Annotated in this window: 26 protein-coding genes; 13 read left to right on the top strand and 13 right to left on the bottom strand. The window is 64.2% G+C overall.

Annotated elements, in window-relative coordinates; genetic code table 11:
• Nucleotides 1–54 precede the first annotated feature (54 nt).
• The 4 genes from ACQ5ID_RS11275 to ACQ5ID_RS11260 form a co-directional block, all read right to left on the bottom strand.
• On the bottom strand, nt 55–1,356 hold the full coding sequence (locus tag ACQ5ID_RS11275; protein ID WP_429912542.1) for a pentapeptide repeat-containing protein: 1,302 nt from the start codon (nt 1,354–1,356) through the stop codon (nt 55–57).
• A 120-nt stretch (nt 1,357–1,476) separates the two neighbouring features.
• Nucleotides 1,477–2,616, bottom strand: coding sequence for a substrate-binding domain-containing protein (locus ACQ5ID_RS11270; protein ID WP_429912541.1), 1,140 nt, complete (start codon nt 2,614–2,616; stop codon nt 1,477–1,479).
• 116 nt (nt 2,617–2,732) lie between these two features.
• Nucleotides 2,733–4,736, bottom strand: a complete 2,004-nt coding sequence (phnE, locus tag ACQ5ID_RS11265; protein ID WP_429912540.1) for a phosphonate ABC transporter, permease protein PhnE — start codon at nt 4,734–4,736, stop codon at nt 2,733–2,735.
• The gene (locus ACQ5ID_RS11260) at nt 4,733–5,533 is read right to left on the bottom strand and encodes a phosphonate ABC transporter ATP-binding protein (RefSeq protein ID WP_429912539.1); all 801 of its coding nucleotides are present in this window, start codon (nt 5,531–5,533) and stop codon (nt 4,733–4,735) included. The genes phnE and ACQ5ID_RS11260 overlap by 4 nt, the downstream gene beginning before the upstream one ends.
• A gap of 215 nt (nt 5,534–5,748) precedes the next feature.
• On the opposite strand from ACQ5ID_RS11260, the gene ACQ5ID_RS11255 reads away from it, so the two are divergent.
• Both ACQ5ID_RS11255 and ACQ5ID_RS11250 read left to right on the top strand, forming a co-directional pair.
• Entirely contained in the window at nt 5,749–6,999 is a 1,251-nt protein-coding gene (locus ACQ5ID_RS11255) for a type III PLP-dependent enzyme (RefSeq protein ID WP_429912538.1), read from the top strand.
• Nucleotides 7,000–8,046: a 1,9-bis(guanidino)-5-aza-nonane synthase gene (locus ACQ5ID_RS11250; protein ID WP_429912537.1), complete on the top strand. Its 1,047-nt coding sequence runs from the start codon at nt 7,000–7,002 to the stop codon at nt 8,044–8,046.
• 170 nt (nt 8,047–8,216) lie between these two features.
• On the opposite strand, the gene ACQ5ID_RS11245 is transcribed toward ACQ5ID_RS11250, so the two are convergent.
• Nucleotides 8,217–9,590: a glutamate--cysteine ligase gene (locus ACQ5ID_RS11245; protein WP_429912536.1), complete on the bottom strand. Its 1,374-nt coding sequence runs from the start codon at nt 9,588–9,590 to the stop codon at nt 8,217–8,219.
• Between the two features lie 140 nt (nt 9,591–9,730).
• On the opposite strand from ACQ5ID_RS11245, the gene ACQ5ID_RS11240 reads away from it, so the two are divergent.
• Complete coding sequence (locus tag ACQ5ID_RS11240) at nt 9,731–10,510, top strand: tetratricopeptide repeat protein (RefSeq protein WP_429912535.1); 780 nt, start codon at nt 9,731–9,733, stop codon at nt 10,508–10,510.
• Here the strand turns inward: ACQ5ID_RS11240 and ACQ5ID_RS11235 are convergent.
• A complete protein-coding gene (locus tag ACQ5ID_RS11235; RefSeq protein WP_429912534.1) occupies nt 10,489–11,274 on the bottom strand; it encodes a 16S rRNA (uracil(1498)-N(3))-methyltransferase in 786 nt (261 codons plus the stop codon). The two genes, ACQ5ID_RS11240 and ACQ5ID_RS11235, sit on opposite strands and share 22 nt — an antisense overlap.
• An 83-nt stretch (nt 11,275–11,357) precedes the next feature.
• Here ACQ5ID_RS11235 and ubiA point away from each other — a divergent pair, with 83 nt between their 5' ends.
• From ubiA to ACQ5ID_RS11215, 4 genes are all read left to right on the top strand, one after another.
• Nucleotides 11,358–12,308, top strand: a complete 951-nt coding sequence (gene ubiA / locus ACQ5ID_RS11230) for a 4-hydroxybenzoate octaprenyltransferase (RefSeq protein WP_429912533.1) — start codon at nt 11,358–11,360, stop codon at nt 12,306–12,308.
• Between the two features lie 66 nt (nt 12,309–12,374).
• Nucleotides 12,375–12,875: a peptide-methionine (R)-S-oxide reductase MsrB gene (msrB, locus tag ACQ5ID_RS11225; protein ID WP_429912532.1), complete on the top strand. Its 501-nt coding sequence runs from the start codon at nt 12,375–12,377 to the stop codon at nt 12,873–12,875.
• A gap of 39 nt (nt 12,876–12,914) precedes the next feature.
• Nucleotides 12,915–13,562, top strand: a complete 648-nt coding sequence (locus ACQ5ID_RS11220) for a class I SAM-dependent methyltransferase (protein WP_429912531.1) — start codon at nt 12,915–12,917, stop codon at nt 13,560–13,562.
• Nucleotides 13,563–13,600: 38 nt separating this feature from the next.
• Nucleotides 13,601–14,038: a MarR family winged helix-turn-helix transcriptional regulator gene (locus ACQ5ID_RS11215; RefSeq protein ID WP_429912530.1), complete on the top strand. Its 438-nt coding sequence runs from the start codon at nt 13,601–13,603 to the stop codon at nt 14,036–14,038.
• A 202-nt stretch (nt 14,039–14,240) separates the two neighbouring features.
• Here ACQ5ID_RS11215 and ACQ5ID_RS11210 read toward each other — a convergent pair whose 3' ends face one another.
• The 5 genes from ACQ5ID_RS11210 to ACQ5ID_RS11190 all read right to left on the bottom strand — a co-directional run bounded on the left by ACQ5ID_RS11210 (nt 14,241) and on the right by ACQ5ID_RS11190 (nt 19,898).
• A complete protein-coding gene (locus tag ACQ5ID_RS11210) occupies nt 14,241–14,780 on the bottom strand; it encodes a DUF3035 domain-containing protein (protein WP_429912529.1) in 540 nt (179 codons plus the stop codon).
• A 94-nt stretch (nt 14,781–14,874) separates the two neighbouring features.
• Entirely contained in the window at nt 14,875–15,420 is a 546-nt protein-coding gene (gene lspA, locus ACQ5ID_RS11205) for a signal peptidase II (protein ID WP_429912528.1), read from the bottom strand.
• Nucleotides 15,417–18,374 carry an isoleucine--tRNA ligase gene (ileS, locus tag ACQ5ID_RS11200; RefSeq protein ID WP_429912527.1) on the bottom strand — a complete coding sequence of 986 codons (2,958 nt, stop codon included), beginning with the start codon at nt 18,372–18,374 and terminating at the stop codon, nt 15,417–15,419. The genes lspA and ileS overlap by 4 nt, the downstream gene beginning before the upstream one ends.
• A gap of 169 nt (nt 18,375–18,543) precedes the next feature.
• Nucleotides 18,544–19,455 (bottom strand): bifunctional riboflavin kinase/FAD synthetase, encoded by a 912-nt coding sequence (locus ACQ5ID_RS11195; protein ID WP_429912526.1) that lies wholly within the window; start codon nt 19,453–19,455, stop codon nt 18,544–18,546.
• Entirely contained in the window at nt 19,452–19,898 is a 447-nt protein-coding gene (locus tag ACQ5ID_RS11190) for a MaoC family dehydratase (protein WP_429912525.1), read from the bottom strand. The genes ACQ5ID_RS11195 and ACQ5ID_RS11190 overlap by 4 nt, the downstream gene beginning before the upstream one ends.
• 145 nt (nt 19,899–20,043) lie before the next feature.
• On the opposite strand from ACQ5ID_RS11190, the gene ACQ5ID_RS11185 reads away from it, so the two are divergent.
• Nucleotides 20,044–20,430, top strand: a complete 387-nt coding sequence (locus tag ACQ5ID_RS11185) for a response regulator (protein ID WP_127565869.1) — start codon at nt 20,044–20,046, stop codon at nt 20,428–20,430.
• Between the two features lie 49 nt (nt 20,431–20,479).
• On the top strand, nt 20,480–21,148 hold the full coding sequence (locus ACQ5ID_RS11180; RefSeq protein ID WP_429912524.1) for a protein phosphatase CheZ: 669 nt from the start codon (nt 20,480–20,482) through the stop codon (nt 21,146–21,148).
• Between the two features lie 73 nt (nt 21,149–21,221).
• Here ACQ5ID_RS11180 and panD read toward each other — a convergent pair whose 3' ends face one another.
• On the bottom strand, nt 21,222–21,587 hold the full coding sequence (gene panD, locus ACQ5ID_RS11175; RefSeq protein WP_429912523.1) for an aspartate 1-decarboxylase: 366 nt from the start codon (nt 21,585–21,587) through the stop codon (nt 21,222–21,224).
• Nucleotides 21,588–21,737: 150 nt separating this feature from the next.
• Between panD and ACQ5ID_RS11170 the strand changes: the two genes are divergently transcribed.
• Nucleotides 21,738–22,640: a hypothetical protein gene (locus tag ACQ5ID_RS11170; protein WP_429912521.1), complete on the top strand. Its 903-nt coding sequence runs from the start codon at nt 21,738–21,740 to the stop codon at nt 22,638–22,640.
• Complete coding sequence (locus ACQ5ID_RS11165; protein WP_429912520.1) at nt 22,637–23,539, top strand: M23 family metallopeptidase; 903 nt, start codon at nt 22,637–22,639, stop codon at nt 23,537–23,539. Before ACQ5ID_RS11170 ends, ACQ5ID_RS11165 begins: the two co-directional genes overlap by 4 nt.
• A 358-nt stretch (nt 23,540–23,897) precedes the next feature.
• Here the strand turns inward: ACQ5ID_RS11165 and ACQ5ID_RS11160 are convergent, their stop codons facing one another.
• Nucleotides 23,898–24,335 carry a nucleoside deaminase gene (locus ACQ5ID_RS11160; RefSeq protein WP_429912585.1) on the bottom strand — a complete coding sequence of 146 codons (438 nt, stop codon included), beginning with the start codon at nt 24,333–24,335 and terminating at the stop codon, nt 23,898–23,900.
• Nucleotides 24,336–24,400: 65 nt separating this feature from the next.
• On the opposite strand from ACQ5ID_RS11160, the gene ACQ5ID_RS11155 reads away from it, so the two are divergent.
• On the top strand, nt 24,401–25,366 hold the full coding sequence (locus tag ACQ5ID_RS11155; protein ID WP_429912519.1) for a pseudouridine synthase: 966 nt from the start codon (nt 24,401–24,403) through the stop codon (nt 25,364–25,366).
• Nucleotides 25,341–25,901, top strand: coding sequence for a 16S rRNA (guanine(966)-N(2))-methyltransferase RsmD (gene rsmD / locus ACQ5ID_RS11150; protein WP_429912518.1), 561 nt, complete (start codon nt 25,341–25,343; stop codon nt 25,899–25,901). Before ACQ5ID_RS11155 ends, rsmD begins: the two co-directional genes overlap by 26 nt.
• Nucleotides 25,902–25,916 lie beyond the last annotated feature (15 nt).

The following is a 25,916-nucleotide window of genomic DNA, read 5'->3' as shown; positions in this document are numbered from 1 at the left end:
GAAGCGGAGAGAGACCCCGGCTAGCTGCTGCGCAGCGTCCGGGGCTTCACCGTGTCAGGCGGCATCCAGATCGACAACACCGTCAAGGTCATCGGCATGCTCGCGGAAACCGTCCGGCAGGGCCGTGCCCGTAAAGCATGAGCCGGTAAAACGGCCACGCCGCACGTCACAGTCTTTCAGGCTGGCGTAGGAGAAATCCGCGCCCGTCGCGCTGATATCGCGCAGATCCGCTCCCTCAAGATCGGCATAGCGCAGCACGGCGGCAGCAAGGCTCGCCGCCAGCTTGCGGTCATTGGGCAGCAGGAGCGCGCCTATCTTCGCACCGCGCAGATCGGCATTGTTCAGGCGCGCGCCGGTAAGGTCGGCCCCGCGCAAATCCGCACCGCGCAAGGACGCCATGCGCAGATCAGCCCTCTCCAGCCGCGCGCCCTGCAGCTGGGCACCGCCCAGATCAAGCCCGTAAAGCGTCGCACCGCGAGCCTGCAAGGCTGTGAGATTGCGCCCGGAGAGCGTTTTCAGCCCACGCATATCGGCACCGTCAAACGTCGATGGCGCGCCTTGCGCCCCGCCGGTTTCGCACCACAGCGCATGGGCCTCCAGCGCCTTGGCCGTCTCGTCGGCATTGGCCGCCAGCTCAGGCCCGGTCGGCGTATCGGTCAGTGCACCGTCAGTGCGCATGCCGCGCGTATGCGCGGAATCGAGCTTGGTGCCGATGAGCACGGTGTGCGTCAGGTCGGCTTCGGTCAGGTCCGCGCCCGACAGGTCCGCCCCTTCCAGATTGGCACCGGGAAAGCGCGAACCGCGCAGGTTTGCCCGCTGCATGCGCGCGCCAATCAGCACCGCATCAGAAAAGTCCGCGCGCTGGGCGATGGCACCTGTCATCTTGGAATTGGAGAGGTTCGCGCCGGAAAAATTGGCTTCCACAGCCTCGTTGGGGCGCTGTTCGTGGGTGATGATGGCCAGACCCTTTTCCCGGTCCACCTGGGCTATCGCGCCCTCGCGCAGATCAGCCTGGCTGAGATCGGCCCCCGTCAGGTTCGCCCCGCGCAATATGGCCCCTCGCATATCCGCCCGGCGCAAGGTCGCCCCGGCCAGATTGGCCCGGCGCATATCGGCAGCAAACAGGTTGGCGCTGGTGAAATTGGTGCCGGCCAGATTGGCACCGGCCAGCACCGCGCCGGAAAAGTCGGCATCGGTGAGATTGCGGCCCGACAGGTCCAGCCCCTCAATCACCTTGTAGGCGAAGCTGGCGCGCGCGCCATTCATCCGCCCCTGTAGGAGATTGGCGTGCCGCTGGCAGATATTATCGACCTCGTCCTGCGAGAGCCGGTGATAGGTAACGGGGCGTCCGATCATTCCGCGCGTCAAGTCCCTGCCACTTCGCCGGATCCGAAAAGGACCCGCCTACGCGTTACAGGATAGCCCGGACGGGCTTAACGCCGCGTTGATAGACCGAACGCCCGGCCGAACGGCACTCTAGTGCGCGTCAATGCCTGTCATCGGCGTGAGAGAGAGCGAGCGTTCGCGCACCTCATCGCGGGCGGCTTCCGGCAGCGCGACAAGGCCGCGATCAGCCAGATAGCCAAACGGGCCGAAGGCATCTTCGCTGGTAAGCTCTTCAACCCATTCGCGGATACCCGGAACGGCCGCAACGTGCTGGTTCTTCACATAGACGAACATGGAGCGGGCAATCGGATAGACGCCTTCGGAAATGTCGTCATACTCCGGCTCGACGCCTTCAATGGTCGCGGCCACCAGCCGGTCCATATTCTGTTCGAGATAGGAATAGCCGAACACACCAACGGCGGTGCCGGAATTGGCCACGGTCTGGACGATCACATTGTCGTTCTCGCCGCCATCAATCCAGGGGCCGTCCTCGCGCAGGCGGCTGGAGATTTCCTCAAACCGGTTGCGGTCGCTGCTGCGCAGCGCATCAAGGCACTCGATCTGGCGCGCGCCCGGCTGGATACCAAGTTCGATCAGGGAATCGCGCGTACCGGAGGTCGGGGGCGGGCCGATCACCTCGATCCGGTCAGACGGCAGATCATTGGAGACATCCGACCAGCGCCGGTGCGGATTGGGAATGAAGGCTTCACACGAATAACCGGCAACATCGTTGAAATCGCGGCCCGCGAGCATCTGCCCGCTGGCGCTGAACACCGGCTCGCCAGCGTCATCAACCGGCATGGGGATGGTGAAGGCGAGCGCAAGGAACAGATCGCGGCGCTGGAAATCGATAGAGGGCGTACCGGCCGCGCGGGTGATGACGATACCGTCATAGCCAACCGGGATTTCGGTGATTTCGCGCACGCCATTGCGCCGGCACAGCTCAAACTCGCTCGGCAGCATGCGGCGCGACGCGCCGGTAATATCGGGATGGCGCAGGCCCACACCGCCGCAGAACAGATTCATTCCGCCGCCAGTACCGGTCGATTCCACCACCGGCGTGCGAAAACCGGAGGTCGCTCCAAAGTTCTCCGACGTGGCCGTGGTGAACGGGAACACGGTGGAAGAACCGACAATGCGGATGGAATCGCGCGATTGCGCCTCAACGCCTGCGCTCAGTGAAACAGCGAGCACGGCAGCAGAAGCAAAAGCAAGAGCGGCAAGTTTCATGGGTCATCCCTTCGGAACTGGCTGGACACCTACATGACGCCGCTATTGTCACAACTCCATGTCAGCACCGATACAGAAACGTGTCAGTCCTGTGACAACCCGGCCTGTCTGCGGCGTCAGACCAGCCGTCTGCGCAGCATTTGCGAGATCAGATCCACCGCTGTCACGGCTGCGATGATGATCAGCAGGATGGTTGCCGTCTTACCGTATTCGAACGAGCGGATGTTCTGGATCAGCACCTGGCCGATACCGCCCGCACCGATGAGGCCCAGAATGGTCGCCGCGCGGGTGTTGGATTCAAACCGGTAGAGGGCATAGGACGCCCAGAGCGGGATGACCTGCGGGATCACGCCCCACACCACCTCGTTCATCGGCCCGGCGCCGGTGGCGCGCACGCCCTCCACAGGCCCGTCATCAATGGCTTCGACGGCTTCGGAGAACAGCTTGGCGAGAACCCCTGTGGTGTGCAGCGCCAGCGCCATCACACCGGCAAACGGGCCAAGCCCGACCGCTGCCACGAAGATGGCGGCCACGACCAGCTCGTTGATGGCGCGGAACGCGTCCATCAGGCGGCGCACAGGCTGCACGATCCACACAGGCGCGATATTGCGCGACGCCATGAGACCGAACGGAATGGCCGCGATAACGGCCACCACCGTGCCCCACAGCGCGATCTGCACGGTGATGAGTGTCTGGCGGGCATAGGTCTCCCAGCCGTCCAGATCGAGCTGGAAGAAGCCGGCTATGTACTCGCCCATGCGCGGCGCGTTCGTACCCAGAAGCGGGATTTTGAACATTTCGGCCGGCCAGAAGCTCCAGATCAGCAGACCAAACAGACCCGACCAGATGGCGGCATCGATCAGCCGGTCGCTCATCAGGCGTGACGGCCCGAAGCGGGGCGGACGCGAGCGGATCATCAGTACCGCGAAAAGTGCCAGCCCCGATCCAAGGCCAATCATGCCGCGCGTGAGCTCTCCGGCGGTGACGCGGCGTATCCGGCGCTCCACCTCGATGCGGGGCTGGGCTGCCAGGAAAGCAGCCACAAGGGTCGTGATCTCGGCACTGGCGGCATCGGGCTCGGCATCCATCCGGGCGCGTGCATCCATGAGATTGTCGGCAAGGTCACGCACGGCGACGCGGCGCTCTTCAACGGCCAGCTCGCGCATGGCCAGCTCGATCTGTTCCAGCCGGGCCGAGCGCTCGCCCTCTTCGAATGCCTCGCTGGCCTGCGTCTCGGCCAGATCACGCATCAGCTCCAGGCGGCGGATCGGCAGAAGATGTTCGTCCGTGGCGGGCAGGAAGCCGCCCAGGAAAAGGGTATCGAGAACCCCCTGCTCGTATTCGCGCTGCGCGGCATCTCCGCGGAACCCGTAAGTGAGGAAGAAGGAGAGGAGCTCGGCCTTCGTCTCCTCGGACAGGTCGCGGCGCCAGACTATCGGGTCTGTCTGGATCAGCGGCGAGGACCAGAGAATGCGCAGACCCGCCAGCGCTTCGGGGCGGGTCTGGGCAAGCCGGCCCAGATTGGTCGTGTTATTGGTGCCCGCATCGACGAAACCGTTGGCGACAGCGAGCGCTGTCTGCTCGTGATTGGCGTTGGTCACTTGTGCAAAGCAGGACTGCGGGTCGATCCCGCGCGGCGCAAAGATATAGGCCAGCGGTACCAGCGTGCCTGAGGTGGAGTTGGGATCACCCAGCGCGAAAGACATCGAGCCATCGCATACCAGCAGGTCTTCCAGCGTGCGGATCGGGCTGTCTTCGCGTACCAGGATGACGGAGCGATAGCCCTCCTGCCCGCCCGGATAGAGCGTCTTGGCGAACACCTCCGCATCGGCCAGCCGGATCGCCTGCAGGCCGGAGAGGTTGGAGAACCAGCCCACATCGACCTGACCAAAGCGCATCGCCTCGATCACACCGGCATAGTCGATGGCCGAGACCAGCTCGATATCAAGCCCGGTCGTCTCCTCCATGTCTGCTACGAAGGGCTGCCACAGGGCTTCTACGGCCTCTGTCTGCTCGGTGGAAATGACGGAGAACACGATACGCTCGCGCTCCTGCGCGGTGGCCACACCGCTGACACAAACCAGCGCGAACGCGGCGAGAATACGGACGAAGGCCATCATGCGCGCACGGGCTCCTCGTCCATCACATCGCGGTATTCATCGCCGTAGATCTCGATCAGGCGTTCACGCGTCAGCCCGGAAATAGGGCCGTCATAAATGATCTGGCCTGCTTTCAGCGCGACCGCCCGGCGGCAGTATTTCAGCGCGTAATCGACCTGGTGGAGCGTCACCACCACCGTCATGCCGTCCTGTTCGTTCAGCTCTGCCAGGAGACGCATGACGCGGCGCGCAGACACAGGATCGAGCGAGGCAATGGGTTCGTCGGCGAAAATCGCCTCGGCGCGCTGCACCAGAGCGCGCGCAATCGCGCCGCGCTGCTGCTGGCCGCCAGACAGATTGGCCGCGCGCTTGCCAGCATGCCCGGCCACGCCAACGCGCTCCAGCGCCTCCATGGCGCGCTTGCGTACATCATCCGGGAACGAGCCGGTAATGCCGCGCCAGGGCGCAATCTGGCCGAGCGATCCCAGCATCGCGTTGGCGTAGAGGCTGGCGCGGGTAACAAGATTGAATTGCTGGAAGATGAAACCGACCCTGGCACGTGCCCGGCGCACGCGCGCCGACAGCTTGCCATTCTCCTGCACCTTCTCGCCAAACAGGCGGATAGCGCCAGAACCGGCATCAGCCAGCACCAGGCCCGAGGCCAGACGCAGCAGGGTGGACTTGCCTGAACCCGAAGCGCCGATCAGCGCCACCATCTCGCCCGGCTCCACGCTCAGGCTGGCGCCAGAAAGGGCGACCGCCGTGCCGTAGGTCTTCGTAACCTGGTCGACCGACAAGGCGAGATTCTTCGCTGTCATTTTTATCCCCTCCACCCGGCACTTTTTGGCCGTTGGCGCGTTCGTGTTATGCCATACGAAACTGTGTGTGCCACCCTTTCCGGCACCGGTTGCCGCATGTCTTTGCGCTGCTGTGCAATTTCTCTTTACAGCGCCGCAGCGAGGCCCTAAATGCGCAGTCCCGGCGGAGGTGACGATGCCGGATTGGGTTAACTGCTAACAGGGGGTCTCGTGAGTTGTCCGAGCACCATACGCCCCTGGACCTGGTCCGCCTTCGGCCCGTCGATGGCCCGGTCGCGTGCGCGCGGCCTGACCGTCTGGCCGTAGCGTCCCGCTGGTTCCAGGAACATTTTCCGGGTGAAGTTCTCTACGCCGTGAAGGCGAACCCTTCGCCATGGGTGATCGATGCGCTGTATGCAGCGGGTCATCGCTGGTTTGACGTCGCCTCCCTGCCGGAGGTCGAGCTGATTGCCAGCCGGTGTCCTGATGCCACCATGGCCTTCATGCATCCGGTGAAGAGCCGGCGCGCCATCGCGTCCGCCTATCACGACCATGGCGTGAAAATCTTCGTCCTCGATTGCGAAGCCGAACTGCAGAAAATCCTGCAGGAGACCGGTCATGCCCGCGACCTGACGCTGGTGGTGCGCCTGGCTGTCTCCAATGACGGCGCGACCCTGCCACTGGCCGGCAAGTTCGGCGCGACCGAGGCTGAGGCCCCTGACCTGATCCGGCTGGCCCGCGCCCACGCGCACGAGCTGGGTGTGAGCTTCCATGTCGGCAGCCAGTGCATGGCGCCCAGCGCCTATCGCGCGGCCATGATGGAAGCCTCGCGCCTGATCGCGCGCGCCGGTGTGACGGTGGATATTGTGGATGTGGGTGGCGGTTTTCCGTCCATCTATCCCGGCCTCACCCCGCCGCCGCTGGAAGACTATGTGCGCGCCATCGAGCACGCCTTCGAGGACATGATGGTCCTTGAGAACGCCGATCTGTGGTGCGAGCCGGGCCGCGCGCTGGTTGCCGAGGCCGTATCCGTGCTGACGCGCGTGGAGCTGATCAAGGGCGACGCGGTTTACATGAATGACGGCTCTTATGGCTGCCTGTTTGACATCGTGCATGCGCGCTGGAGCTATCCGATGCGTGTGCACCGCGCCAATGGCGAGCTGAGCCCGCAGACCGCGCCGTTCCGGCTCTATGGCCCGACGTGTGATTCCATCGATTCCATGCCCGGCCCGTATGACCTGCCTGCCGACCTGAAGGAAGGCGATGTCATCGAGTTTGGCATGCTGGGCGCTTATGGCACCGCAATGGCCACGCGCTTTAATGGCTTCGGGGATGTGGAGACTGTCACGGTTTCCGACTACCCTTGGCATTCGCTGTACGATCAGCCCGTGCTGGCTTCGCCCGAACGCGAGCAGCAGAGCGAAGGCTCGGTCGTCCCCTTCACCCGGCTGCGACGCCGCCGGCAACGCCTTATCAAGAGACGCTAAATGAACGATCAAACCAACCGTAAGGCCGAGCTGCTCTCCAGCCCGGTCGAGCATATCGATATTGCGAGCTTTGATGGCCGCGTCATCATCGATGCGTGGGAGAAGATGAGCTTCTCCAGCCGCGATGCCGCGCGCGCTGCCCGCATCCTGCAAGCGGCCGTGGCCGACAAGGACTGCTCGGTCATCCTCACCCTCGCCGGTTCAACCAGCGCAGGCGGCTGCATGCATGTCTGGCGCGACATGGTGCGCAACAACATGGTCGACGCCATCGTCGCTACCGGCGCATCCATCGTCGACATGGATTTCTTCGAGGCTCTGGGCTTCAAGCACTATCAGGCCAAGGAAATCCCGGACGACCGCATCCTGCGTGATCTCTATATCGACCGGATCTACGACACCTATATCGACGAGGAAGAACTGCAGACCACCGATCACACTATCGGTGACATTGCCGACAGCCTTGATCCGAAGCCGATCTCGAGCCGCGCCTTCATCAAGGCGATGGGCAAATGGCTGGCCGATGGTAATGCGAAGAAGGAAGGCTCCCTCATCGAGGAGTGCTATAAGCACGGCGTGCCGATCTTCGTGCCGGCCTTTGCTGACTGCTCGGCGGGCTTTGGCCTCGTGAAGCACCAGGTCGAGCGCATGAAGGCGAAAAAGCCCTATCTCGCCATCGACGCCGTGGCCGATTTCCGCGAGCTGACCGACATCAAGATCAAGGCCGGCAAGACGGGCCTGTTCATGGTCGGCGGCGGCGTGCCGAAGAACTTCGCGCAGGACACGGTCGTGTGCGCCGAAATCCTCGGCCACGAAGTGCCGATGCACGAATACGCGGTGCAGATCACGGTCGCCGATGTGCGCGATGGTGCCTGCTCCTCCTCCACGCTGAAAGAGGCATGCAGCTGGGGCAAGGTCGATGTCACGCTGGAGCAGATGGTCTATGCCGAAGCCACCACCGTGGCCCCGGTCATCGTCTCTGACGTCTTCCATCGCGGCGCGTGGAAAAACCGTCCGCGCCGGCGCTTTGCGGACATGTTCGAGGACTAGGCTTCACGCCTCTTCAAGAACGCGAAAACCCCGGATGGCAACATCCGGGGTTCTTTTTATTCCTCGTCCTTCGAGACGGCCTTCGGCCTCCTCAGGATGAGGAATAAAGGGCGTTTCCCCTCATCCTGAGGGCGAGCGAAGCGAGCGTCTCGAAGGACGAGGGGAACCCCCTAATACGCCGCTTCCTTGAAGATCGGCTCCACAGAGCCATTCCACGGTCCGTTATAGAGCGCCAGCAGGCGCTCGGCGGGCGTGATGCCGCTGGCCGCGATTTCATCGAGATCATCGAGGAAGACCGCCTCGTGCTCGCCATGATGGTTGAGGCGGGCGCGCGCTTTGAGGCCCGAACGGGCGATGGCCAGCACCTCCTTGGTGAGGTCCTGCATCGTGGTGTTGCGGAAGGGTGTTTTCAGCCCGCAATGGGCCGCGCCAAGGCGCAGCGCGACGCGTTCTTCCGCCGTCCAGTCCTTCACAAGGTCCAGCGCAGCGTTGAGGGCAGTATCGTCATAGAGCAGGCCCACCCAGAGCGCAGGCAGCGCGCACAGATTATTCCACGGCCCGCCATCGGCGCCGCGCTGTTCCAGGAAGGTCTTCAGGCGCACCTCGGGAAAGAGCGTGGAGAGGTGATCTTCCCAATCACCCATGACGGGCAGCTCGCCCGGCAGGGCCGGCAGCTTGCCTTTGAGGAAGTCGCGGAAACTCTGCCCCGACGCATCGAGGAAGCGCCCCTCGCGCTTGACGAAATACATCGGCGCATCGAGCGCCCAATCGACATAGTGCTCGTAGGTGAAGCCCTCATCGAACACGAACTGGAGGATGCCGGTGCGGTCCGGGTCCACATCGGTCCAGACATGGGCGCGGTAGGAGACAAAGCCGTTCGGGCGGCCATCGGCGAAGGGCGAGTTGGCAAAGAGCGCCGTGGCGATGGGCTGCAGGGCCATGGAGGCGCGAAACTTCGCGCGCATATCGGCCTCTGACCCAAAATCGAGATTGGTCTGCACCGTACAGGAGCGGAACATCATCTGATGGCCCAGCCCGCCGACCTTGGGCATATAAGCCTTCATTATGTTGTAGCGGTCTTTCGGCATCATCGGGGTCTCTTCCAGAGACCATTTGGGCGAGAAGCCCAGCCCCAGGAATCCTGCACCAATCTCATCGGCCACTTCACGCACTTCGCGCAGATGCCCGTTCACCTCGGCACAAGTCTGATGGAGATTTTCCAGCGGCGCGCCCGAAAGCTCAAACTGCCCGCCCGGTTCCAGCGTGATGGACGCGCCCTTGCGTTTGAGCGCAACCGGCTTGCCGTTCTCCTCGATCACCTCCCAGCCAAACCGGGTGAGACCTTCGAGCATCTTGCGCACACTCGGCCCGTCGCCCTCATAGGGGAGTGGGCGGTGCCCCTCCAGCGTAAAGCCGAACTTCTCGTGCTCGGTGCCGATGCGCCAGCTTTCGCGCGGCTTCTCGCCCGAGGCGAGATGGGCGATGAGCTGATCCTTGCTTTCAATGGGGGGGCCTTCGCCGCCGGGCGTGTAGGTGCCGCTCATCGTGTCCCGGTCTCCCAGCCGTTCGAGGTCTCCGTCACTTATGCGGGCGAACGCCAACCGGCAAGGGCATGGCCTGTCGATATTTGTCAGATGGCCACTCTCACCGGTGCGCTAGAGTGCGGCAAACGGCAGGAGGGGGTATGCGCAGCTGGCTTTCGAGTGCGGTTCTGGCGATGGCCGTCACGGGCATGGCGTCCGCACAGGAAATGCATATCGCGCCCTTCGCCGAGCTGCATGCGTCTGCCATGGCCGCCTATGAGGCCGCTGCCGCTGACCCAAATACCTGGTCGCACGATCTTGCAGCCCGTCTGCTCAACCATGCTATTGGCGTGCAGGAGGTCTCCGGTCACGCCGCCGCCCTGCCTCTGCTGGAAGCGCACTACGCCATCCTCCGGCGCATTGATGGCGAGGCGGGCCTTGAGACAGCCGCAGCGTCCGAGCGCGTCTGGAGGGCGCTGTTCGCGCTGGGTCGTTTTGCCGAAGCGGAAGCCAATGCGCGTGAGCGCTACGACGCGTTGGCGGCGCGCGCCGACTTTCCAAGGGCCCAAATCGCGCGGGCGCTCAAACACCTCGCCCTGTCGGTCCACATCCAGAACCGCCCGGATGACGCCGCACCCGCATTTGCACACGCGCTCCGGGTGCTGGGCGATCATCGATATGCGGGCGATAGACTGGATGCGCACGCAAGCATTCTGGACGCTTATGCCCTTCACCTCGCCGTTCACGGCAGCCCGGAAGAAGCGCTGGACATCGCAATGCAGAATCTGGAGGTCCGGGCCCGCCTTGGCAGTGAGGACAGCCCTGTTTACGCGCGCGGCCTCCACACGCTCGCCGCCGTCCAGCATCGGCTGGGAATGATTGATGCGGCGCTGGCCTCACTTGAGGCCGCTCAGGCGATCTATCTGTCGGCCGACAGATAGCGCCAGTCCCCCAGCGCCGCCTGCCAGAGTGTGAGCGCGGCCACCGCAGCCGTGTCGGCCCGCAATATGCGCGGCCCCAGCGTGACGGCACGCACGAATGGCAGCGAGCGCAGGTGCGCCCTCTCCGCCTCGTCAAACCCGCCCTCCGGGCCGATGAGGATGGACCACGGGCCTGACGGGTCCGTCTCGCTCTGCAGCATGTCCGCCATGGGCCGCGCGCGGCCTTCCGGCCCGCCCCAGGCGCCCTCCCCGTCCCCTGCCTCATCACAGAAGATCAGGCGCTCGCCCTCCGCCCAGTCGGCCAGCAGGCGCTCCAGCGTCACCGGCTCTGACACCCCCGGCAGGCAGAGCCGCTCGGTCTGTTCAGCCGCTTCGGTGGCAAGGGCGAGCAGGCGGTCGGTACGCACGCGCTCGGACTGGGTGCGGCGGGTAATGACGGGCTGGATCCGCGCCACGCCCAGCTCGGTCGCCTTCTCGACGATGAAATCGGTGCGCGCCTTCTTCACCGGCGCAAAACACAGGCGCAAAGGCGGTACGCCTGTCTGCTCGAGCAAGCGGCTTTCAACCAGCAGGGACGCGCCCTTGCGCGAGGCTTCGGCGACAATCGCCTGCCATTCACCGTCCCGGCCATTGAACACGCGCACTGGCGAACCGGCCTCGCGGCGCATGACATTGACGAGATAGTGCGCCTGCTCGCGCGGCAGGATCAGCTCAGCGCGTTCGCTCAGCGGCGCATCGACAAAAAGGCGGGGTGTGGTGACCATGACCTCCCCTCTAGCGCCGGTGCGTCCATACGCCAAGCGTCAAGGGCTATGCGGCAGGCATCCGGCACGATAACTAGTCGGACATGAACGCTAAACGCCCCCACAGCAAGGCACGCGACCGCCGCGTAGCCGATTCCGTCCCGCGCACCTTTGTGGACCGCGCGCCGGAAAGCTGGCGGCCATACTTGCGTCTTGCCCGCTATGACCGGCCGATAGGCTTCTGGCTGCTGGCGATTCCCTGCTTCCAGGGGCTGGCGCTGGCGGCTATCGAGACGGGCGTGAGCTGGACCATGGCCGGATATGCGGCCCTGTTTGCCATCGGTGCGATTGCGATGCGCGGGGCGGGCTGCACCTGGAACGACATTGCCGACCGCGATCTCGACGCGAAAGTGGCGCGCACGGCAGACCGCCCGCTGGCCGCAGGCACGATCAGCGTCAGACAGGCGCTGATATTTCTGGCCGCGCAGTGCGCGGTGGGTGCGCTGGTGCTCCTGTTCCTGCCACTCATGGCAATCGGTATTGCTCTGGCGGCATTGCTGCTGGTGGCCGCCTATCCGTTTATGAAGCGCATTACCTGGTGGCCGCAGGTCTGGCTGGGCCTCACCTTCAACTGGGGCGTGCTGGTGGGCTATGCGGCGCTGGGCGGCACCGACTGGATCGCGGCCAGCCTGCTCTACGCCGCCGCGGCCCTTTGGACGCTGGGCTATGACACGATATACGCCTGCCAGGACATGGAGGACGATGCGCTTGTGGGCGTGAAATCCTCCGCCCGCGCGCTCGGCAGCGCTATCGGCCCGGCAGTCGGCGCCATATACGGCGCATCGCTGGTGCTGACCGCTCTGGCGGCCATCAAGGCCGGTGCCGGGCTGGTGTTTGCGCCCGTCTTTGCCGCCTATGCGGTGCATCTGGTCTGGCAGGCTTCGCGTTTCCGGCCCGATGATGGCCCGGCCTGCCTTGCCCATTTCAAGTCCAACCGCGAGGCGGGCCTGATCCTGCTGGCCGCGCTCTTGCTGGGCGCACTCGCGCCGATGTGATGGGGCGCAACTGGCCGGACCACCGTCTCACGCTACATTGTGGAGCGTGATGTAAGGGAGCCTGCCATGCTGACGCGCCGCCTTGCCCTTCTCTCCGGCATATCGCTGGCCGCCTGCGGGCCTGCCAATAGCGGCTCTGCCAGCCCACCGCCCGCCAGCGAGGATGGCATTGACTGGGCCAACCTGACCGAAGCGCAGTGGCGCGAGCGCCTGACCCCTGCCGAATTCAACGTGCTACGCCGCGAAGGCACCGAGCGGCCCGGCTCCTCCCCGCTCAATGACGAGACCCGTGAGGGCATTTACGCCTGCGCCGGGTGCGGCCTGCCGCTCTTCTCGTCTGAAACCAAATACGAATCCGGCACGGGCTGGCCGAGCTTCTGGCAACCGCTGGACGGGGCGGTGAACACAAAGCCAGACTATCGTATCTGGACGCCGCGCACCGAGTATCACTGTGCGCGCTGCGGCGGGCATCAGGGCCATGTGTTCGAGGATGGCCCACAGCCCACCGGCCAGCGCTGGTGCAATAACGGCATTGCGCTGCGCTTCATCCCTGCCGGAGACGCATAGCTGCTGGCGCAGCGCCTCGCGCGGGGTTAGACGGCAAGCATGATAGCCGATCCGCAATCCTTCATCGCCGCCCACACACGCATCGCCTCCGCGCCGCTGACGCCGGAGCTGCGCTTTCATCTGGCCGATGAGACCATAGCCATCTGGCAGCAGACCGAAGAAGCGCTGGGTGAAGCGGGTCTGCCGCCGCCCTTCTGGGCGTTTGCCTGGGCGGGCGGACAGGCGCTGGCGCGCTATCTGATGGACAATCCCGCCCTCGTGGCGGGCCGCCACGTGCTGGATTTTGCCAGCGGCTGCGGCATTGCGGGCATTGGCGCAGCCAGGGCCGGTGCCACACGCGTGGATGCCAGCGAGATCGACGCGTTTGCGGTAGAGGCGATTCTGGCCAACGCCGCACTGAACGGCGTGACGATTCAGGCGGAGAAAGCTGATCTGGTCGGCACCGACAAGGGTTGGGATGTCGTGCTGGCCGGGGATGTGTTCTATGAGGGAGCGGGCGCACAGCGCATCGCAGACTGGCTGCAGACGCTGCACCAGCGCGGCTGCGTGGTGCTGATCGGCGATCCGGGGCGTCATTTCCTGCCGAAGGAAAAGCTGGAGCCGCTGGCGCGGTATGACACGCCGGTCAGCCGGGACCTCGAAGACCGCGACGTGCGCCTCGCACGCGTCTGGCGATTTACCGGATAGTTCTTTCCAGACGCGCTTGAATCAAGCCATCAAGGGCTATGGCACGCGCTCGCGCCGTCGACCGGCGGCTATACCTGCTATTGGAAATCACCGCCCGGCGGCTGCACCGGCAGGCGGACGCCCGTCTGCGCAGTGAGGCGGGCGTAACGGCGGCGCAGTCTGCCGTGCTCTTTCTACTGATGCGGCGCGGTGAACGGCGCATGGGCGCGATCTCCGAGACGCTGGCGCTGGGCGCGCCTGCCGTTACCGGCCTTGTCACGCGCATGGAGGCGGCCGGTCTTGTCACGCGCAGCCAGGACAGCAGCGACAAGAGGGGTGCCATCGTCACCCTGACCGAGGCTGGGCGCGAGCTTGCCATCAAGGCCGATCAGGCTCTGCGCGAGATAAATGCCGAACTGGCCGAGCGGCTCGGCGAGGATGATGCCGGCCGGTTGCACGACCTGCTGGGCCGGTTGAATACGGACGAGACGGGGTAGGGCCCGCCTGGTTTCTCCCCCCGTTTACGGGGGGAGTGGTCCGAAGGACCGAGGGGGGAGATCTTGAAAAGAAAGGTTTCCCCCCTCCGTCAGCTGCGCTGACACCTCCCCCACAGGCGGGGGAGGAAACCGGCAAGAGGCAACAAAAACCCCGGATGTTGCCATCCGGGGTTTTCAATTCACTGGCTGGCAGACGTGAAACCTAAAGCCCCGGCAGTTTCCGGCCCGAACGGCGCGGACGCACGATGGTGACATCACCGCCGCCGGTCACTTCCGCAATACGGCGGCGCTCTTCGTCCACATCAATGGGCGTTGCACGGTCGGCACCGGGCACAGAGGTTTCCGAGCGCCAGAAAATCAGCCGGTCAGCGAAGCCTTCATTCTTGCGGACGACAGCCGCCGTCTCGCCATCGATGAGCGCGCGCACATTCGGGTTGGCATCTGCACCGCCGGCGCGGGCTGCCAGAAGGATCTCGCCGCGGCTGGCATTCTCTGAGGAGAAATCACCAAACAGGGCGCGGCGCGCCTGCTGGTCCGGGAAGATGTCTTCCGGGCGCAGCTGGCCGGGGGCCGGCGGGCGCAGGGAGTATTCCGGCGGCACGGTCAGCGGCGCGATGGTCACGACGCGGAACTCGTCCGGCGCGGTGCGCTCCGTACCCAGAGCCTGACGGACGCCAGACGTGCAGGCGCTCGCGCCGACAAGGGCCATCGCAGCCACAGCAAGAATATTTTGGACGCGCATGGATCAAGACGCTCCTGAAACTGGAAAACTCTTGCCTACTTCTAACAGAGGCTTGGCGGGGAACGCCACCCTTAGCGGCAGGGATGAGGATAGTTTAATCTGACATTCCGTCTACGGGCGGCACCGGTTTGCGTTCGCTACCGTTTACGAAGACATCCAGAACCAGCGCGGCCACGCCCACCGAAATGGCCGCATCGGCCACGTTGAAGACGTAAGGAAACCACAGGCCGGAAAAGTCCAGAAAGTCCGCCACCGCGCCATAGGCGACGCGGTCAATCACGTTTCCAACGGCTCCGCCAATGATGAGGCCAAAGGCCAGCGCCTGCAGCTTGCGCTCTGCCCGTGTCATCCAGAAGGCGATCACGCCAGCAACAGCCAGTGAGAACACAATCAGCACAATGCGTACCCACAGGCTGTCGGCAGCAAAGAGGCCAAAGCTCACGCCCCGGTTCCACACCATGGTCAGATTGAACCAGGGAGGCAGCACCTCGATCCGCGTGCCTGCGCCGCTTTCCATGAAGCCCAGCCCGTGCAGCACCCATAGCTTGGACGCCTGATCGAGCACGATCACAAGCACGGCAAGCCCTGCGCCTATCGCGGCGAGCCGCGCGGACGGGATATAGCGGGCGAGCGCACTCATGCGGCATTGCCCTTGCGCGCATCATACCAGGCCACGGCGTCCGCATCACGCGCCGACAGATCGGGATAGCGCGCATCGGAGCCGACATCGGTGGTGATCCGCCATGAGCGGGCGCATTTCTTGCCCTCGGCAGGTTTGAAGACCACGGCGACGCCCGGCGCGTCTTCGGTACGGAAGGCGTCTGCAGGCCCCTCCCCGTCTTTCAGATGGGCCTGGCTGGTAATGCACAGCTCGGCTAGAAAATCGTCCACGCCGCCGGGCGCTTCGGCGTCCAGCGCGGCACGGTAGGCCGGATCGGTGACATAGACCTCCGGCGCAGCCTCAAGGCTGGAGCCGATCACCTTGTCGCGGCGCATGATTTCCAGCGCGGCGGTCACGCCCCGGCGCAGACGGCGGATCGTGCGCCAGCGTTCGGCGCGCGTTTCGTCCAGCCAGTCCGCTGGCACGTCCCTGAACGTCTCCAGATGGACGGAAGGCGCGTCTGCGCCATAGCCCGAGGCCCACACCTCCTCCATCGTGAAGGGAAGCAGCGGCGCCATCCACAGGGCGAGGCGGTCCAGCAATTCGGCCATCACGGTGCGCGCGGCCCGGCGGCGGAGCGCGTCGGGACGGTCGCAATAGAGGCTGTCTTTACGGATATCGAGATAGAAGGCGGAGAGATCATTGACGCAGAAATTGAACAGCGCCGACCAGGCCCGCTTGAAATCATAGGCCGCATAGGCCGCCTTCACACTCGTATCGAGCTCTGCCATGCGATGCAGCATGAAGCGCTCCAGCGCAGGCATGTCTGCAGGCTCAACGCGCTCGGCATCGCTTAAGCCATCGAGCGCACCGAGCAGATAGCGCAGCGTGTTACGAAGCTTGCGATAAGCGTCGACCGCCGATTGCAGGATGCGTTCGCCAAAGGCAGGGTCGGAATTGTAATCGACACTTGCCACCCACAGGCGGAATATGTCCGCGCCATACTGCTCGGCCAGCGCGTTCGGCGCGAGCACATTGCCGAGCGATTTGGACATCTTCATGCCCTTCTCGTCGACGATGAAGCCGTGGGTCACGACGGCCTTATAGGGCGCGCGCCCGCGCGTGCCACAAGCCTCCAGCAGCGAGGACTGGAACCAGCCGCGATGCTGGTCGGAGCCTTCCAGATACACGTCTGCCGGCCACTCGCCCTCACGCAGGGCAAAGGCATGGGTGGAGCCGGAATCAAACCAGACATCGAGAATATCGGTGACCTGCTCGTAGTCTGCCGCGTCGTATTGATCGCCCAGCAGGTCTTGCGCGTCGGCCTCGAACCACGCATCCGCGCCAGAGGCTTCCACCGCTTTCACGATGCGGGCATTGACGCCTGCGTCATTGAGGATTTCGCCCGTCGCCTTGTTGACGAAGATGGTCAACGGCACGCCCCAGGCGCGCTGGCGCGAGATCAGCCAGTCCGGCCGGTCCGACACCATGGCATGGATGCGGTTACGCGCGGTTTTGGGCGTCCATTCGGTGGCGTCGATGGCCTCCAGGGCGCGCTGACGCAGCGTCGTGCCATCGCCCATATCCTTGTCGATGGCGATGAACCACTGATTGGTGTTGCGGAAGATGACCGGAGCCTTCGACCGCCATGAGTGCGGATAGGAGTGCTCCAGCCGCCCGCGCGCCAGAAGATTGCCCGCCTCGATCAGCGTATCGACCACAGCCTTGTTGGCCGGGCCTTCCTGACCGGCCTTCTTGCCGTCCGTGCGCACGATCTCCATGCCCGCAAACAGCGGGATGTGGGGCAGATAGGCCCCGTCAGGCCCGACAGTGTGCGGGATCGGCTCCTTGGGATCATGCCAGACCTTGTTGGCCATCCAGGCGACATAGTCTTCCGCGCCATGGCCCGGCGCGGTGTGGACAAAGCCCGTACCCTGCTCGTCGGTGACGTGATCGCCATCGAGCAGCGGCACGCGGTAATCCCAGTACTTGTCGGTCTTGGCAAACGGGTGGGAGCAGATCAGCCCTTCCACATCGGCGTCGCCCAGACGCTTGGCCTTTACGATGAAACCCGCTTTGGCGACGTCTTCCCACAGCGCGTCGGCCACGATCAGCTTGTCGCCGGGGCGCGCCCAGGGGAGGAAGTCAGCGCCAGTATCCGCGCCCTCGACCTCATAGAGACCGTAGGAAATTTTCTTCGAGTAGCAGATCGCCCGGTTGGCCGGGATCGTCCACGGCGTCGTCGTCCAGATGACCACGCTCGCGCCTGCCATCCCCGGAGCAATGCCCGAACCATCCATTTTCACGCCGCGCACCGGGAATTTCACCCAGATCGTGGTGGAAACCTTGTCGTGATACTCCACCTCGGCTTCGGCCAGAGCCGTCTGCTCTACCGGCGACCACATCACCGGCGATGAACCGCGATAGACCAGGCCCTTGTCGACGAACTTCAGAAACTCCGAGACAATCGCCGCTTCGGCATCGAACGCCATGGTGGTGTAGGGATCGTCCCACTCACCGGCCACGCCCATGCGCTTGAACTCGGCGCGCTGCACATCGATCCACTCGGCAGCATAGTCGCGGCATGCCTTGCGGAATTCGGCAACCGGCACATCGTCCTTCTTCTTGCCCTTGGCGCGGAAATTCTGTTCCACCTTCCATTCGATGGGCAGGCCGTGGCAGTCCCAGCCCGGACGGTAGGGCGCATCGAACCCGGCCATGCGCCGTGTGCGCACGACAAAATCCTTCAGGATCTTGTTCATGCCGGTCCCAAGGTGGATATGCCCGTTGGCGTAAGGCGGGCCGTCATGGAGCACGAACAGCTCCCGGCCTTTGGCCGTTTCGCGCATCTGTTCGTAAAGCTTTGCCGCCTCCCAGCGTTCCAGCCATTTCGGCTCGCTCTGGGGCAGGCCCGCACGCATCGGAAAATCGGTCGCGGGCAGGAAAAGCGTGTCTTTGTAGTCGCGGGTGTCGGTGGCAGTCGCGTCGCTCATGGCGGCGTATCCCGTTTCTGATATCGGTCGTTTCAGATCATCGTGACTTGGAAAAACCCCGGCTGACGCGCGGCCCGTTGGAGAACGGGATCAGGCGCGGGCCGGGCCGGTAATTCGCGGGATACGCGCGATGATATGAAAGCGCTGTGTGCTCATGGCTGCCGGTCTATCAGGCCCCGCGCTGGCGGTCCAGAAGCGCGCGCGCCTCATCGCTGTCAGCTGCGATCTGGTTTTTCAGCGCGTCCAGCCCGTCAAAGCGGCGCTCCTCGCGGATAAAGCCAATCAGCTCCACCTCCAGCGTCTTGCCATAAAGATCACCGGAAAAGTCGAAGAAGAAGACCTCGAGACGTTCTTCTGTCCCCTCCACGGTCGGACGCCTGCCGATATTGGCCACCCCGCCCACCGGTTCTGCCCGGCCCGGCAGCTTTGCCCGCACTGCATAGACGCCCGCTTTCGGGCGCAGATAGTCGCCAAGGGCGATATTGGCCGTGGGAAAACCCAGCGTGCGCCCGCGCTTATCGCCATGGGCCACCTCGCCTTCAATGGCCCAGGGACGGCCCAGCAGGCTGGCGGCCGCCTCCGCATCCCCTTCACGCAGGGCATTGCGCACCGCGCTGGAGGAAAACTTGCCCCGCTCTTTGAGATCATCGGCAATCAGCGTCGGCGCGATATCGACGGCAAGACCATACTGCGCACCGAGGGCTTTAAGCGTATCGGCATTGCCCGCCCTGCCCTTGCCGAAGCAGAAATCAGCCCCCGTCACAACGCCGTCCAGCGCCAGCTGCCCCACCAGCACATCGCGCACGAAAGCCTCTGGCGTCATCGCGGCCAGCGCCGCATCAAAACGGATCGTGTCCACGCGCTGTGCACCGGCCGCCAGCAGCGCGCGTTCGCGCTGGGCGTCGTTCATCAGGCGGAAAGGCGGCTCGTCGGCGCGGAACAGGCGGCGCGGATGCGGGCTGAAAACAGCCGCGACAGGCACCGAGCCGATACGGTTCGCAAGATTGCGGGCAACATCCAGCACCGCACGATGTCCTGCGTGTACACCGTCGAAATTACCCAGAGCGGCAACGCCGCTCATTCGGATGCGGCCCGGCGCTTGCGGACCATCACCTCGGCTTCGGCCTTCATGCACAGCTCGCCTTCGACCTCGCAGGTACAGTCGAGCATGACGCGGCGCTGCTTGATATCGATGCTGGTCACGGTCGCGCGGGCAATCACGGTGTCGCCAAGGCGCACCGGGCGTTCAAAGCGCATCGTCATGCCGGCAAACACCGCGCCGGGACCGGGCAGATGATTGCCCAGCACGCACGAGATATAGGAGGCGATCAGCGCGCCATGGGCGATGCGCCCGCGAAAAGGTGTGCGCGCCGCGTACGCCTCATCAAGGTGCAAAGGATTGAAGTCACCCGACACCTCGGCGAAGCGGCGCACCGCCTCATCGTCCACCATACGTGTGATGAAGGCCGTCTGGCCGACTTCCAACTCGTTGATTCCAAAGCCCTGCATAAGGTCCATCCGCATTTTCGCGCTTTTCTGCCGGGTGTTTAACCGAATTTTGACTGCACTTGTCTAGCTTTGCCACATCGGGAGGAGAAAAGAGCGGGGAAAACCGCCCTGTCCTGCCGGAAACTGGGATGACAAACAAGGTCTGGATGGAGGTGCGGGTATGGCTGTCGAAATGTCGATGCCGATTCTGGTGGTAGATGATTACAAGACGATGATCCGGATTATCCGGAATCTTCTCACCCAGATCGGGTTTGAGAACGTCGATGAAGCCTCGGATGGCACAGAAGCCTTCGAGAAGATGAAAAAGCAGAAATACGGTCTCGTGATTTCCGACTGGAACATGGAACCGATGACCGGCTACGAGCTGCTGCAGCGCGTACGGGCCGATGACGCGACCAAAAGTGTCCCGTTCATCATGGTCACGGCTGAGTCCAAGACGGAAAACGTGATCGCGGCGAAAAAGGCTGGCGTGAACAACTACATCGTCAAGCCGTTCAATGCCGGCACGCTGAAAGCGAAGATGGTCGCCGTTATCGGCGATTTCTAGCCCGCTCTGACGACCGGAATATTGCTGCTTTTTATGAAGGAGGGATGCTATGCCCGCCGCTGAAGTTGCCGCGCGCGTGCGCGAGTCGCTCGCCAGTTTGAAGACCAAGGACCTGAAAGACGGTCAGGTGATGGAAGTGCTGTCGCTTGCGCAGCAGCTGACCGACACCATGCAGCTCTTCTTTGGATCGCTGGATCAATCGATCCACAAGGAATTTGTCTATATCGCCGACTATATCGCCCGGACCCGCACCGAGATTTCCAAGCTGCGCCCGAACGATATCAAGGAACAGCGCATTCCGACCGCAGGCGCGGAACTGGAAGCCGTTGTCACCGACACCGAGCGGGCGACCGAGACCATCATGCAGGAAGCCGAGACCCTGCTTGGCGAGAAGCCTGATGACATCGCTGCCTACAAGGCCCAGGTCGATGAGGCGATGATGCGCATTATCGAAGCGTGCTCGTTCCAGGATCTGTCCGGCCAGCGTGTCTCCAAAGTGGTGGAATCCCTGCGTCATGTGGAGAAGCGCGTCAGCCGCTTTGCCGCCACCATGGGCGTGCACGATGCCGAGGCCGACGAGGACGAAATCGCCGAGGCCGAGCGCAAGAAGAAACTCCACCTCAATGGCCCGGCCATTGGCGGCCCCGAGGTCGCGCAGGACGCGGTTGACGAGATGATCGCGCTCGACCAGGACGCCATCGACTCGCTGTTCGACTAGGCGGCGCTGAAACGCACAAAAAAAACCCGCCGGCGCAAACCGGCGGGATTTTTTTATTTTAAAGCAGGAAGCCTCACGCCGCCTTCGGGGCGCTCACGACCTGATTGTCTTCATCCAGCAGCACCACGTTCGGCACGAACTGGCGCGCGGTCTCTGCGTCCATCTGCGCATAGGCAACCACAATGATGCGGTCTCCAACCTGCGCCAGGCGTGCAGCCGCGCCATTAATCCCGAATGTCTTCGAGCCGCGCGGGGCCGGAATGGCATAGGTGGTGAAGCGGGCACCGGTATTGATGTTGAGCACATCCACCTGCTCGTTTGGCAGAATGCCCGACGCATCAAGCAGATCGGAATCGATCGAGATCGATCCTTCATAGTGGAGATCGGCGCGCGTCACGCTGGCGCGGTGAAGCTTGGCCTTCATCATGGTGAGCTGCATTGGGTTTCCCCGGCTGGCTGATGTTGCACCGCATATAATGCATGAGGGCGCGCAATAACAGACCTGCCCGCACAGCCTTCCCGGTTTTCGCTGCCGTGAATGCGCGCGGTGTGGTAGACTGACCTCTCATACCCTGCGGCGGGAGGGGACATGAGATTGCAACGATCAGGCTTCCACATCCTGGCGGCTATTGGCACCAGCGTCGCATTGGCGGCACCCGGCCTTGCCCATTTCAGCCAGCAACAACAGGAATCCGCGCCGCCAGCCACGGTGCGTGAACAGGCGCTGACGCGCGAACGCATCCTTCAGGCCATGGAGGCTCAGCCACAGCGCGAGCAGATCCGGCAACTCGACGCCACGACCCTGCGCGAAGCCCTCGCCCAGCAAGCCCAGACCGGACAGCAAACGCAGGACGCAGGTGCACAGGCCCAGGAGCCTGAACACGACGCGCAAGGGCACCCCCTCGCGCCGATAGACTGGAACACGGCGGCCGTCGATATGCGCCGCGACATGGCGCAGATGAACCAGGACACGCCAGCAGCCTTTGTACCCACCCAGCCGCCACCGCGCGTACCGCCCTTCACCAACACGCTGCCCGAAGATCTGATGCGCCCGCGCCTGCCCGTCCTTCTGCCGCTGGAAACAGAGCCGGCACACACGCGCGGCGAGGAAGAAGGCGGCGGCGTTGCCGGTATGATGTTCTTCGCGTCGGACTATTTCTACAGCGCCAGCTTTCACCGGCGCGGCATCATGTACCAGATCACCGGCAGCCGGGTGATCCATGCGGTGGAGACCAGCGCGGCGATAGCGGGCCAGTACATGGCGATGACCGACGCGCAAGGCCAGCTGGTTACGCGCACCGAATACGGTCAGGAGCTGAGCTTTAATCGCTATGGCGCGGCCTATACCCTGCTGATCGCCTGCTCCAACCCGGACGAGAACGCCGAATGCCGCGATGAAAACACGATCCGCGCCTTTGCCGGACGGCTGGTGGTCGCGGGCGGATCGCCTGAAGGGCTGCCGCCGCGCAATAACGGGCGGAGGCCAAGATGAGCGTTGCACGCGACTACACACTGGCCGCCATTATAGGTGGGGGGGCGCTTATCGCCGCCATTTTCTGGCCGTCTGCGCCGGAGGATGCACCGGACCCGGTTGATCCGCCCGAAGAAACCGAAACGCTGGAGCCGGAAGAACCGGAAATCCCGGAACCGGAACCAGAGCCGGAACCTGAACCGGAACCCGAGCCCGTACCTGCGGTGCTGGAGGACTGGCTGGGCGATGAGCCGTTCTACACGCCGGCTGGCGAACTGCCCGAAGGGTCAGGCAGCGGCGTTGAAACCGCTACCGTCTATTCGGCCCATATGCGCTTCCCGGTGGAGGTGCCGCGCGCCTTTGCCAACACCCAGCTCTGGCGGCCCGGCGGCATGCATGCCAGCCCGCCCTGGAACCAGTGCGCGGAAGAAAATTACGACTATCCCTGGTTTGACAATTTCTGCGAGACGCGCGGCTGGTCCACGCCCTTCTGCCCCGGCGGCACTGGCCATCAGGGGCAGGATATCCGCCCGCCGCGCTGCCCGCGCAGCCCTTACGGGGCCGAAGACCGCTTCTGGGCGGTGGCGGCAGATAATGGCGTCATCAGCGGCATTTCCAGCCACACCGTCACCCTGCTGGCCGATGACGGCACCAGCTATCTCTACCTGCATCTCGACCCGGCGCGCCTCGACGTGGAAACCGGCGATGAGGTCGCGCGCGGCGAGCGCATCGGCGTTATCTGGAACCATTTCGGTGCCACGCCGACCACTTTCCACCTGCATTTCGAGATCCGCCAGAGCGTGCTGATCGGCGATCAGATACGCCTGACGCCGGTGCCGCCCTACACCTCGCTGATCGAATCCTTTGAGCGCCTTGCGCGCGGGGACGACCCGGACGGCGACTATCCGGAGCCTTATTAGGCGACTTTTGTAGCGCAGCGCATCCGCGCTGCGATGTTCCGCGCACGAGCGCGGGCGGCCGGTCGGCCTTGCGGCCCCTGACGGGGCCGGAAGATTCTGAGCAGTTCCAAAAACCGGGTTCCCGGGCTTGCCTGTCCCCGTGATAACGGGGAACCCGGGATCCATGCATTTCCCCGACGCAAGTCGGGGTCCAGAAACCGTAAAAGCTGGACACCGGCGTACGCCGGTGAAACGCGAGATAGCGTGGATACCTACGGTGCGTTGGAAACATGGATCCCGGCTCGGGGGCCGGGAACCCGGCTGCGCTGTGCCGGGTATACTCTACCCGCCCAAGCGCGCTGGTAGGTAGCCAGAAAACCTACCCCCGTCTCGCCCTGAAAAACCCTTTCAGGAGCGCAGCGCTCTGCTCTGCCAGCACACCGCCGGTCACATCTGGCCGCCAGTGGCAGGTGGGTTGGTCGAAGAAGCGCGGGCCATGCTCTACCGCGCCGCCCTTCGGGTCTGATGCGCCATAGACGAGACGGCCAATGCGCGCGTGGCTGATCGCGCCTGCGCACATGGCGCACGGCTCCAGCGTCACGAACATTTCCAGCCCCGTCAGCCGGTAATTGCCAATTTTCTGGCCCGCCAGGCGCAGGCTGAGAATTTCCGCGTGTGCGCTCGGATCATGGCCTGCAATCGGCGCATTATGAGCCAGCGCGACCACTTCATCCGTCAAAGGATCGACGATAATCGCGCCAATCGGTGCCTCGCCCGCGGCGGCGGCGGCTTGCGCCTGACCCAAGGCTAGTTCCATAAAGCGTATGTCGCGGCTGTCGCTCATGGGAGCCGCTTAAGCCTTCACCGGAGCGCCTGCAAGCCTTGGCCAAGCCCCCTGCCCCCAAATCAGCTCAAGACGGCGAACGCATCGCCAAGGTGCTCGCCCATGCGGGCGTCGCCTCGCGCCGTGAAGCCGAACGCATGATCGAGGATGGGCGGGTGAGCCTGAACGGCAAGATTCTGCGCACGCCTGCGGTGAAGGTCGGCCCCGGCGACGATGTGCGCGTGGATGGCAAACCCATTGCCGAGCGCCCGCCCACGCGCCTGTGGCGTCACCACAAGCCCGATGGCCTGGTTACCACCCATGCCGACCCGCAGGGGCGCGAGACGGTCTTCCAGTCCCTGCCTAAGGAAATCGGCCGAGTGATCTCGATCGGGCGGCTGGACCTCACCTCCGAAGGTCTGCTGCTGCTGACCAATGATGGTGAGCTGGCGCGCGTGCTTGAATTGCCCTCAACCGGCTGGACACGCCGCTACCGCGTGCGCGCCTATGGCGACATCACCGAGGACGCCATCGAGAAGCTGAAAAAGGGCATCACAGTCGAGGGCGTGAAATACGGCCCCATCGAGGTGGTGGTAGACCGGCGCACCGGGTCCAACACCTGGCTAACCGTCGGCCTGAAAGAAGGCAAGAACCGCGAGGTGAGGAAAGTCCTCTCCGCGGTCGGCCTGACCGTGAACCGTCTGCTTCGCACCGCCTATGGCCCGTTCCAGCTTGGCGCGCTGGAAAAGGGCAAGACGGAAGAAATCCGCCGCTCTGTCCTGCGCGAACAGCTGGGCAAGCTCTATCCGCTGGATGGCGATGGCTATCCGATGAAGGAGGGCGCGCGCGAGGCCGACATGACCGGCAAGGCCGTCTCCAAGCCGGAACGCTCCCGCCCGCCCGCGCTCGCAGGCAAGGGACCGGCACGCCCCTCGCCCGGCGCGCCGCGCGGCAAGCCCGGCCCCGGCAAACGCCCCGACAACAAGGCCCGAAAGCCCGATGCGCATCATCGCCGGAAGCCATAAGGGCCGCGCGCTCAGCGCGCCCAAGGGCCGCAATACCCGCCCCACCGCCGACCGCATCCGCGAAAGCATTTTCAACAAGCTGGCCCATGCCAGCTGGTCAGAAGGGCTTGAGAACAAGCGCGTGATCGACCTCTTTGCAGGCTCCGGCGCGCTGGGCTTCGAAGCGATGAGCCGGGGCGCGGCCTTCTGCCTGTTCGTCGAGACCGATGCCGGCGCCAGAGGCGCGATCCGCGACAATGTCGAGGCGTTGCAGCTCTGGGCGACAACCCGCCTCCACCGGCGCGACGCCACCGCCATGGGGCCGAAACCGGCCAATCTTGGGCCACCCTTTGATCTCGTTTTCCTCGACCCACCCTATGGCAAGGGCCTTGGCGAGCTGGCCCTCTCCCGCCTGCTCGATGGCGGCTGGCTCAGCCCCGATACAATCGCTGTTCTGGAAGTGGGTATCGACGAGACGCCTGAAACACCCGGCTGGGAGCGCCTCGATGAGGGCGAGTACGGCGCTGCAAGGGTGGTGTATCTGAAGAGGGGGTGATTGAAGCCCCCTCTT

The organism is Glycocaulis sp. (assembly GCF_050485565.1).
Classification (GTDB): domain Bacteria; phylum Pseudomonadota; class Alphaproteobacteria; order Caulobacterales; family Maricaulaceae; genus Glycocaulis.
Note: the sequence above shows the minus strand (reverse complement) of the source record. Positions and strands in the feature narration are given on the sequence as shown.

What these genes read in the sequence shown, in the direction of transcription:
- panD (WP_429912523.1), bottom strand. Translation starts at nt 21,587, where the DNA reads ATGCAGCTCACCATGATGAAGGCCAAGCTTCACCGCGCCAGCGTGACG.
- ACQ5ID_RS11215 (WP_429912530.1), top strand. Translation starts at nt 13,601, where the DNA reads ATGGCACGCGCTCGCGCCGTCGACCGGCGGCTATACCTGCTATTGGAA.
- ACQ5ID_RS11250 (WP_429912537.1), top strand. Translation starts at nt 7,000, where the DNA reads ATGAACGATCAAACCAACCGTAAGGCCGAGCTGCTCTCCAGCCCGGTC.
- ACQ5ID_RS11170 (WP_429912521.1), top strand. Translation starts at nt 21,738, where the DNA reads ATGAGATTGCAACGATCAGGCTTCCACATCCTGGCGGCTATTGGCACC.
- ileS (WP_429912527.1), bottom strand. Translation starts at nt 18,374, where the DNA reads ATGAGCGACGCGACTGCCACCGACACCCGCGACTACAAAGACACGCTT.
- ACQ5ID_RS11240 (WP_429912535.1), top strand. Translation starts at nt 9,731, where the DNA reads ATGCGCAGCTGGCTTTCGAGTGCGGTTCTGGCGATGGCCGTCACGGGC.
- ACQ5ID_RS11195 (WP_429912526.1), bottom strand. Translation starts at nt 19,455, where the DNA reads ATGAGCGGCGTTGCCGCTCTGGGTAATTTCGACGGTGTACACGCAGGA.
- msrB (WP_429912532.1), top strand. Translation starts at nt 12,375, where the DNA reads ATGCTGACGCGCCGCCTTGCCCTTCTCTCCGGCATATCGCTGGCCGCC.
- ACQ5ID_RS11275 (WP_429912542.1), bottom strand. Translation starts at nt 1,356, where the DNA reads ATGATCGGACGCCCCGTTACCTATCACCGGCTCTCGCAGGACGAGGTC.
- ACQ5ID_RS11210 (WP_429912529.1), bottom strand. Translation starts at nt 14,780, where the DNA reads ATGCGCGTCCAAAATATTCTTGCTGTGGCTGCGATGGCCCTTGTCGGC.
- ACQ5ID_RS11190 (WP_429912525.1), bottom strand. Translation starts at nt 19,898, where the DNA reads ATGCGGATGGACCTTATGCAGGGCTTTGGAATCAACGAGTTGGAAGTC.
- ACQ5ID_RS11165 (WP_429912520.1), top strand. Translation starts at nt 22,637, where the DNA reads ATGAGCGTTGCACGCGACTACACACTGGCCGCCATTATAGGTGGGGGG.
- ACQ5ID_RS11185 (WP_127565869.1), top strand. Translation starts at nt 20,044, where the DNA reads ATGGCTGTCGAAATGTCGATGCCGATTCTGGTGGTAGATGATTACAAG.
- ubiA (WP_429912533.1), top strand. Translation starts at nt 11,358, where the DNA reads ATGAACGCTAAACGCCCCCACAGCAAGGCACGCGACCGCCGCGTAGCC.
- ACQ5ID_RS11220 (WP_429912531.1), top strand. Translation starts at nt 12,915, where the DNA reads ATGATAGCCGATCCGCAATCCTTCATCGCCGCCCACACACGCATCGCC.
- lspA (WP_429912528.1), bottom strand. Translation starts at nt 15,420, where the DNA reads ATGAGTGCGCTCGCCCGCTATATCCCGTCCGCGCGGCTCGCCGCGATA.
- ACQ5ID_RS11245 (WP_429912536.1), bottom strand. Translation starts at nt 9,590, where the DNA reads ATGAGCGGCACCTACACGCCCGGCGGCGAAGGCCCCCCCATTGAAAGC.
- rsmD (WP_429912518.1), top strand. Translation starts at nt 25,341, where the DNA reads ATGCGCATCATCGCCGGAAGCCATAAGGGCCGCGCGCTCAGCGCGCCC.
- ACQ5ID_RS11270 (WP_429912541.1), bottom strand. Translation starts at nt 2,616, where the DNA reads ATGAAACTTGCCGCTCTTGCTTTTGCTTCTGCTGCCGTGCTCGCTGTT.
- ACQ5ID_RS11160 (WP_429912585.1), bottom strand. Translation starts at nt 24,335, where the DNA reads ATGGAACTAGCCTTGGGTCAGGCGCAAGCCGCCGCCGCCGCGGGCGAG.
- ACQ5ID_RS11235 (WP_429912534.1), bottom strand. Translation starts at nt 11,274, where the DNA reads ATGGTCACCACACCCCGCCTTTTTGTCGATGCGCCGCTGAGCGAACGC.
- phnE (WP_429912540.1), bottom strand. Translation starts at nt 4,736, where the DNA reads ATGATGGCCTTCGTCCGTATTCTCGCCGCGTTCGCGCTGGTTTGTGTC.
- ACQ5ID_RS11180 (WP_429912524.1), top strand. Translation starts at nt 20,480, where the DNA reads ATGCCCGCCGCTGAAGTTGCCGCGCGCGTGCGCGAGTCGCTCGCCAGT.
- ACQ5ID_RS11260 (WP_429912539.1), bottom strand. Translation starts at nt 5,533, where the DNA reads ATGACAGCGAAGAATCTCGCCTTGTCGGTCGACCAGGTTACGAAGACC.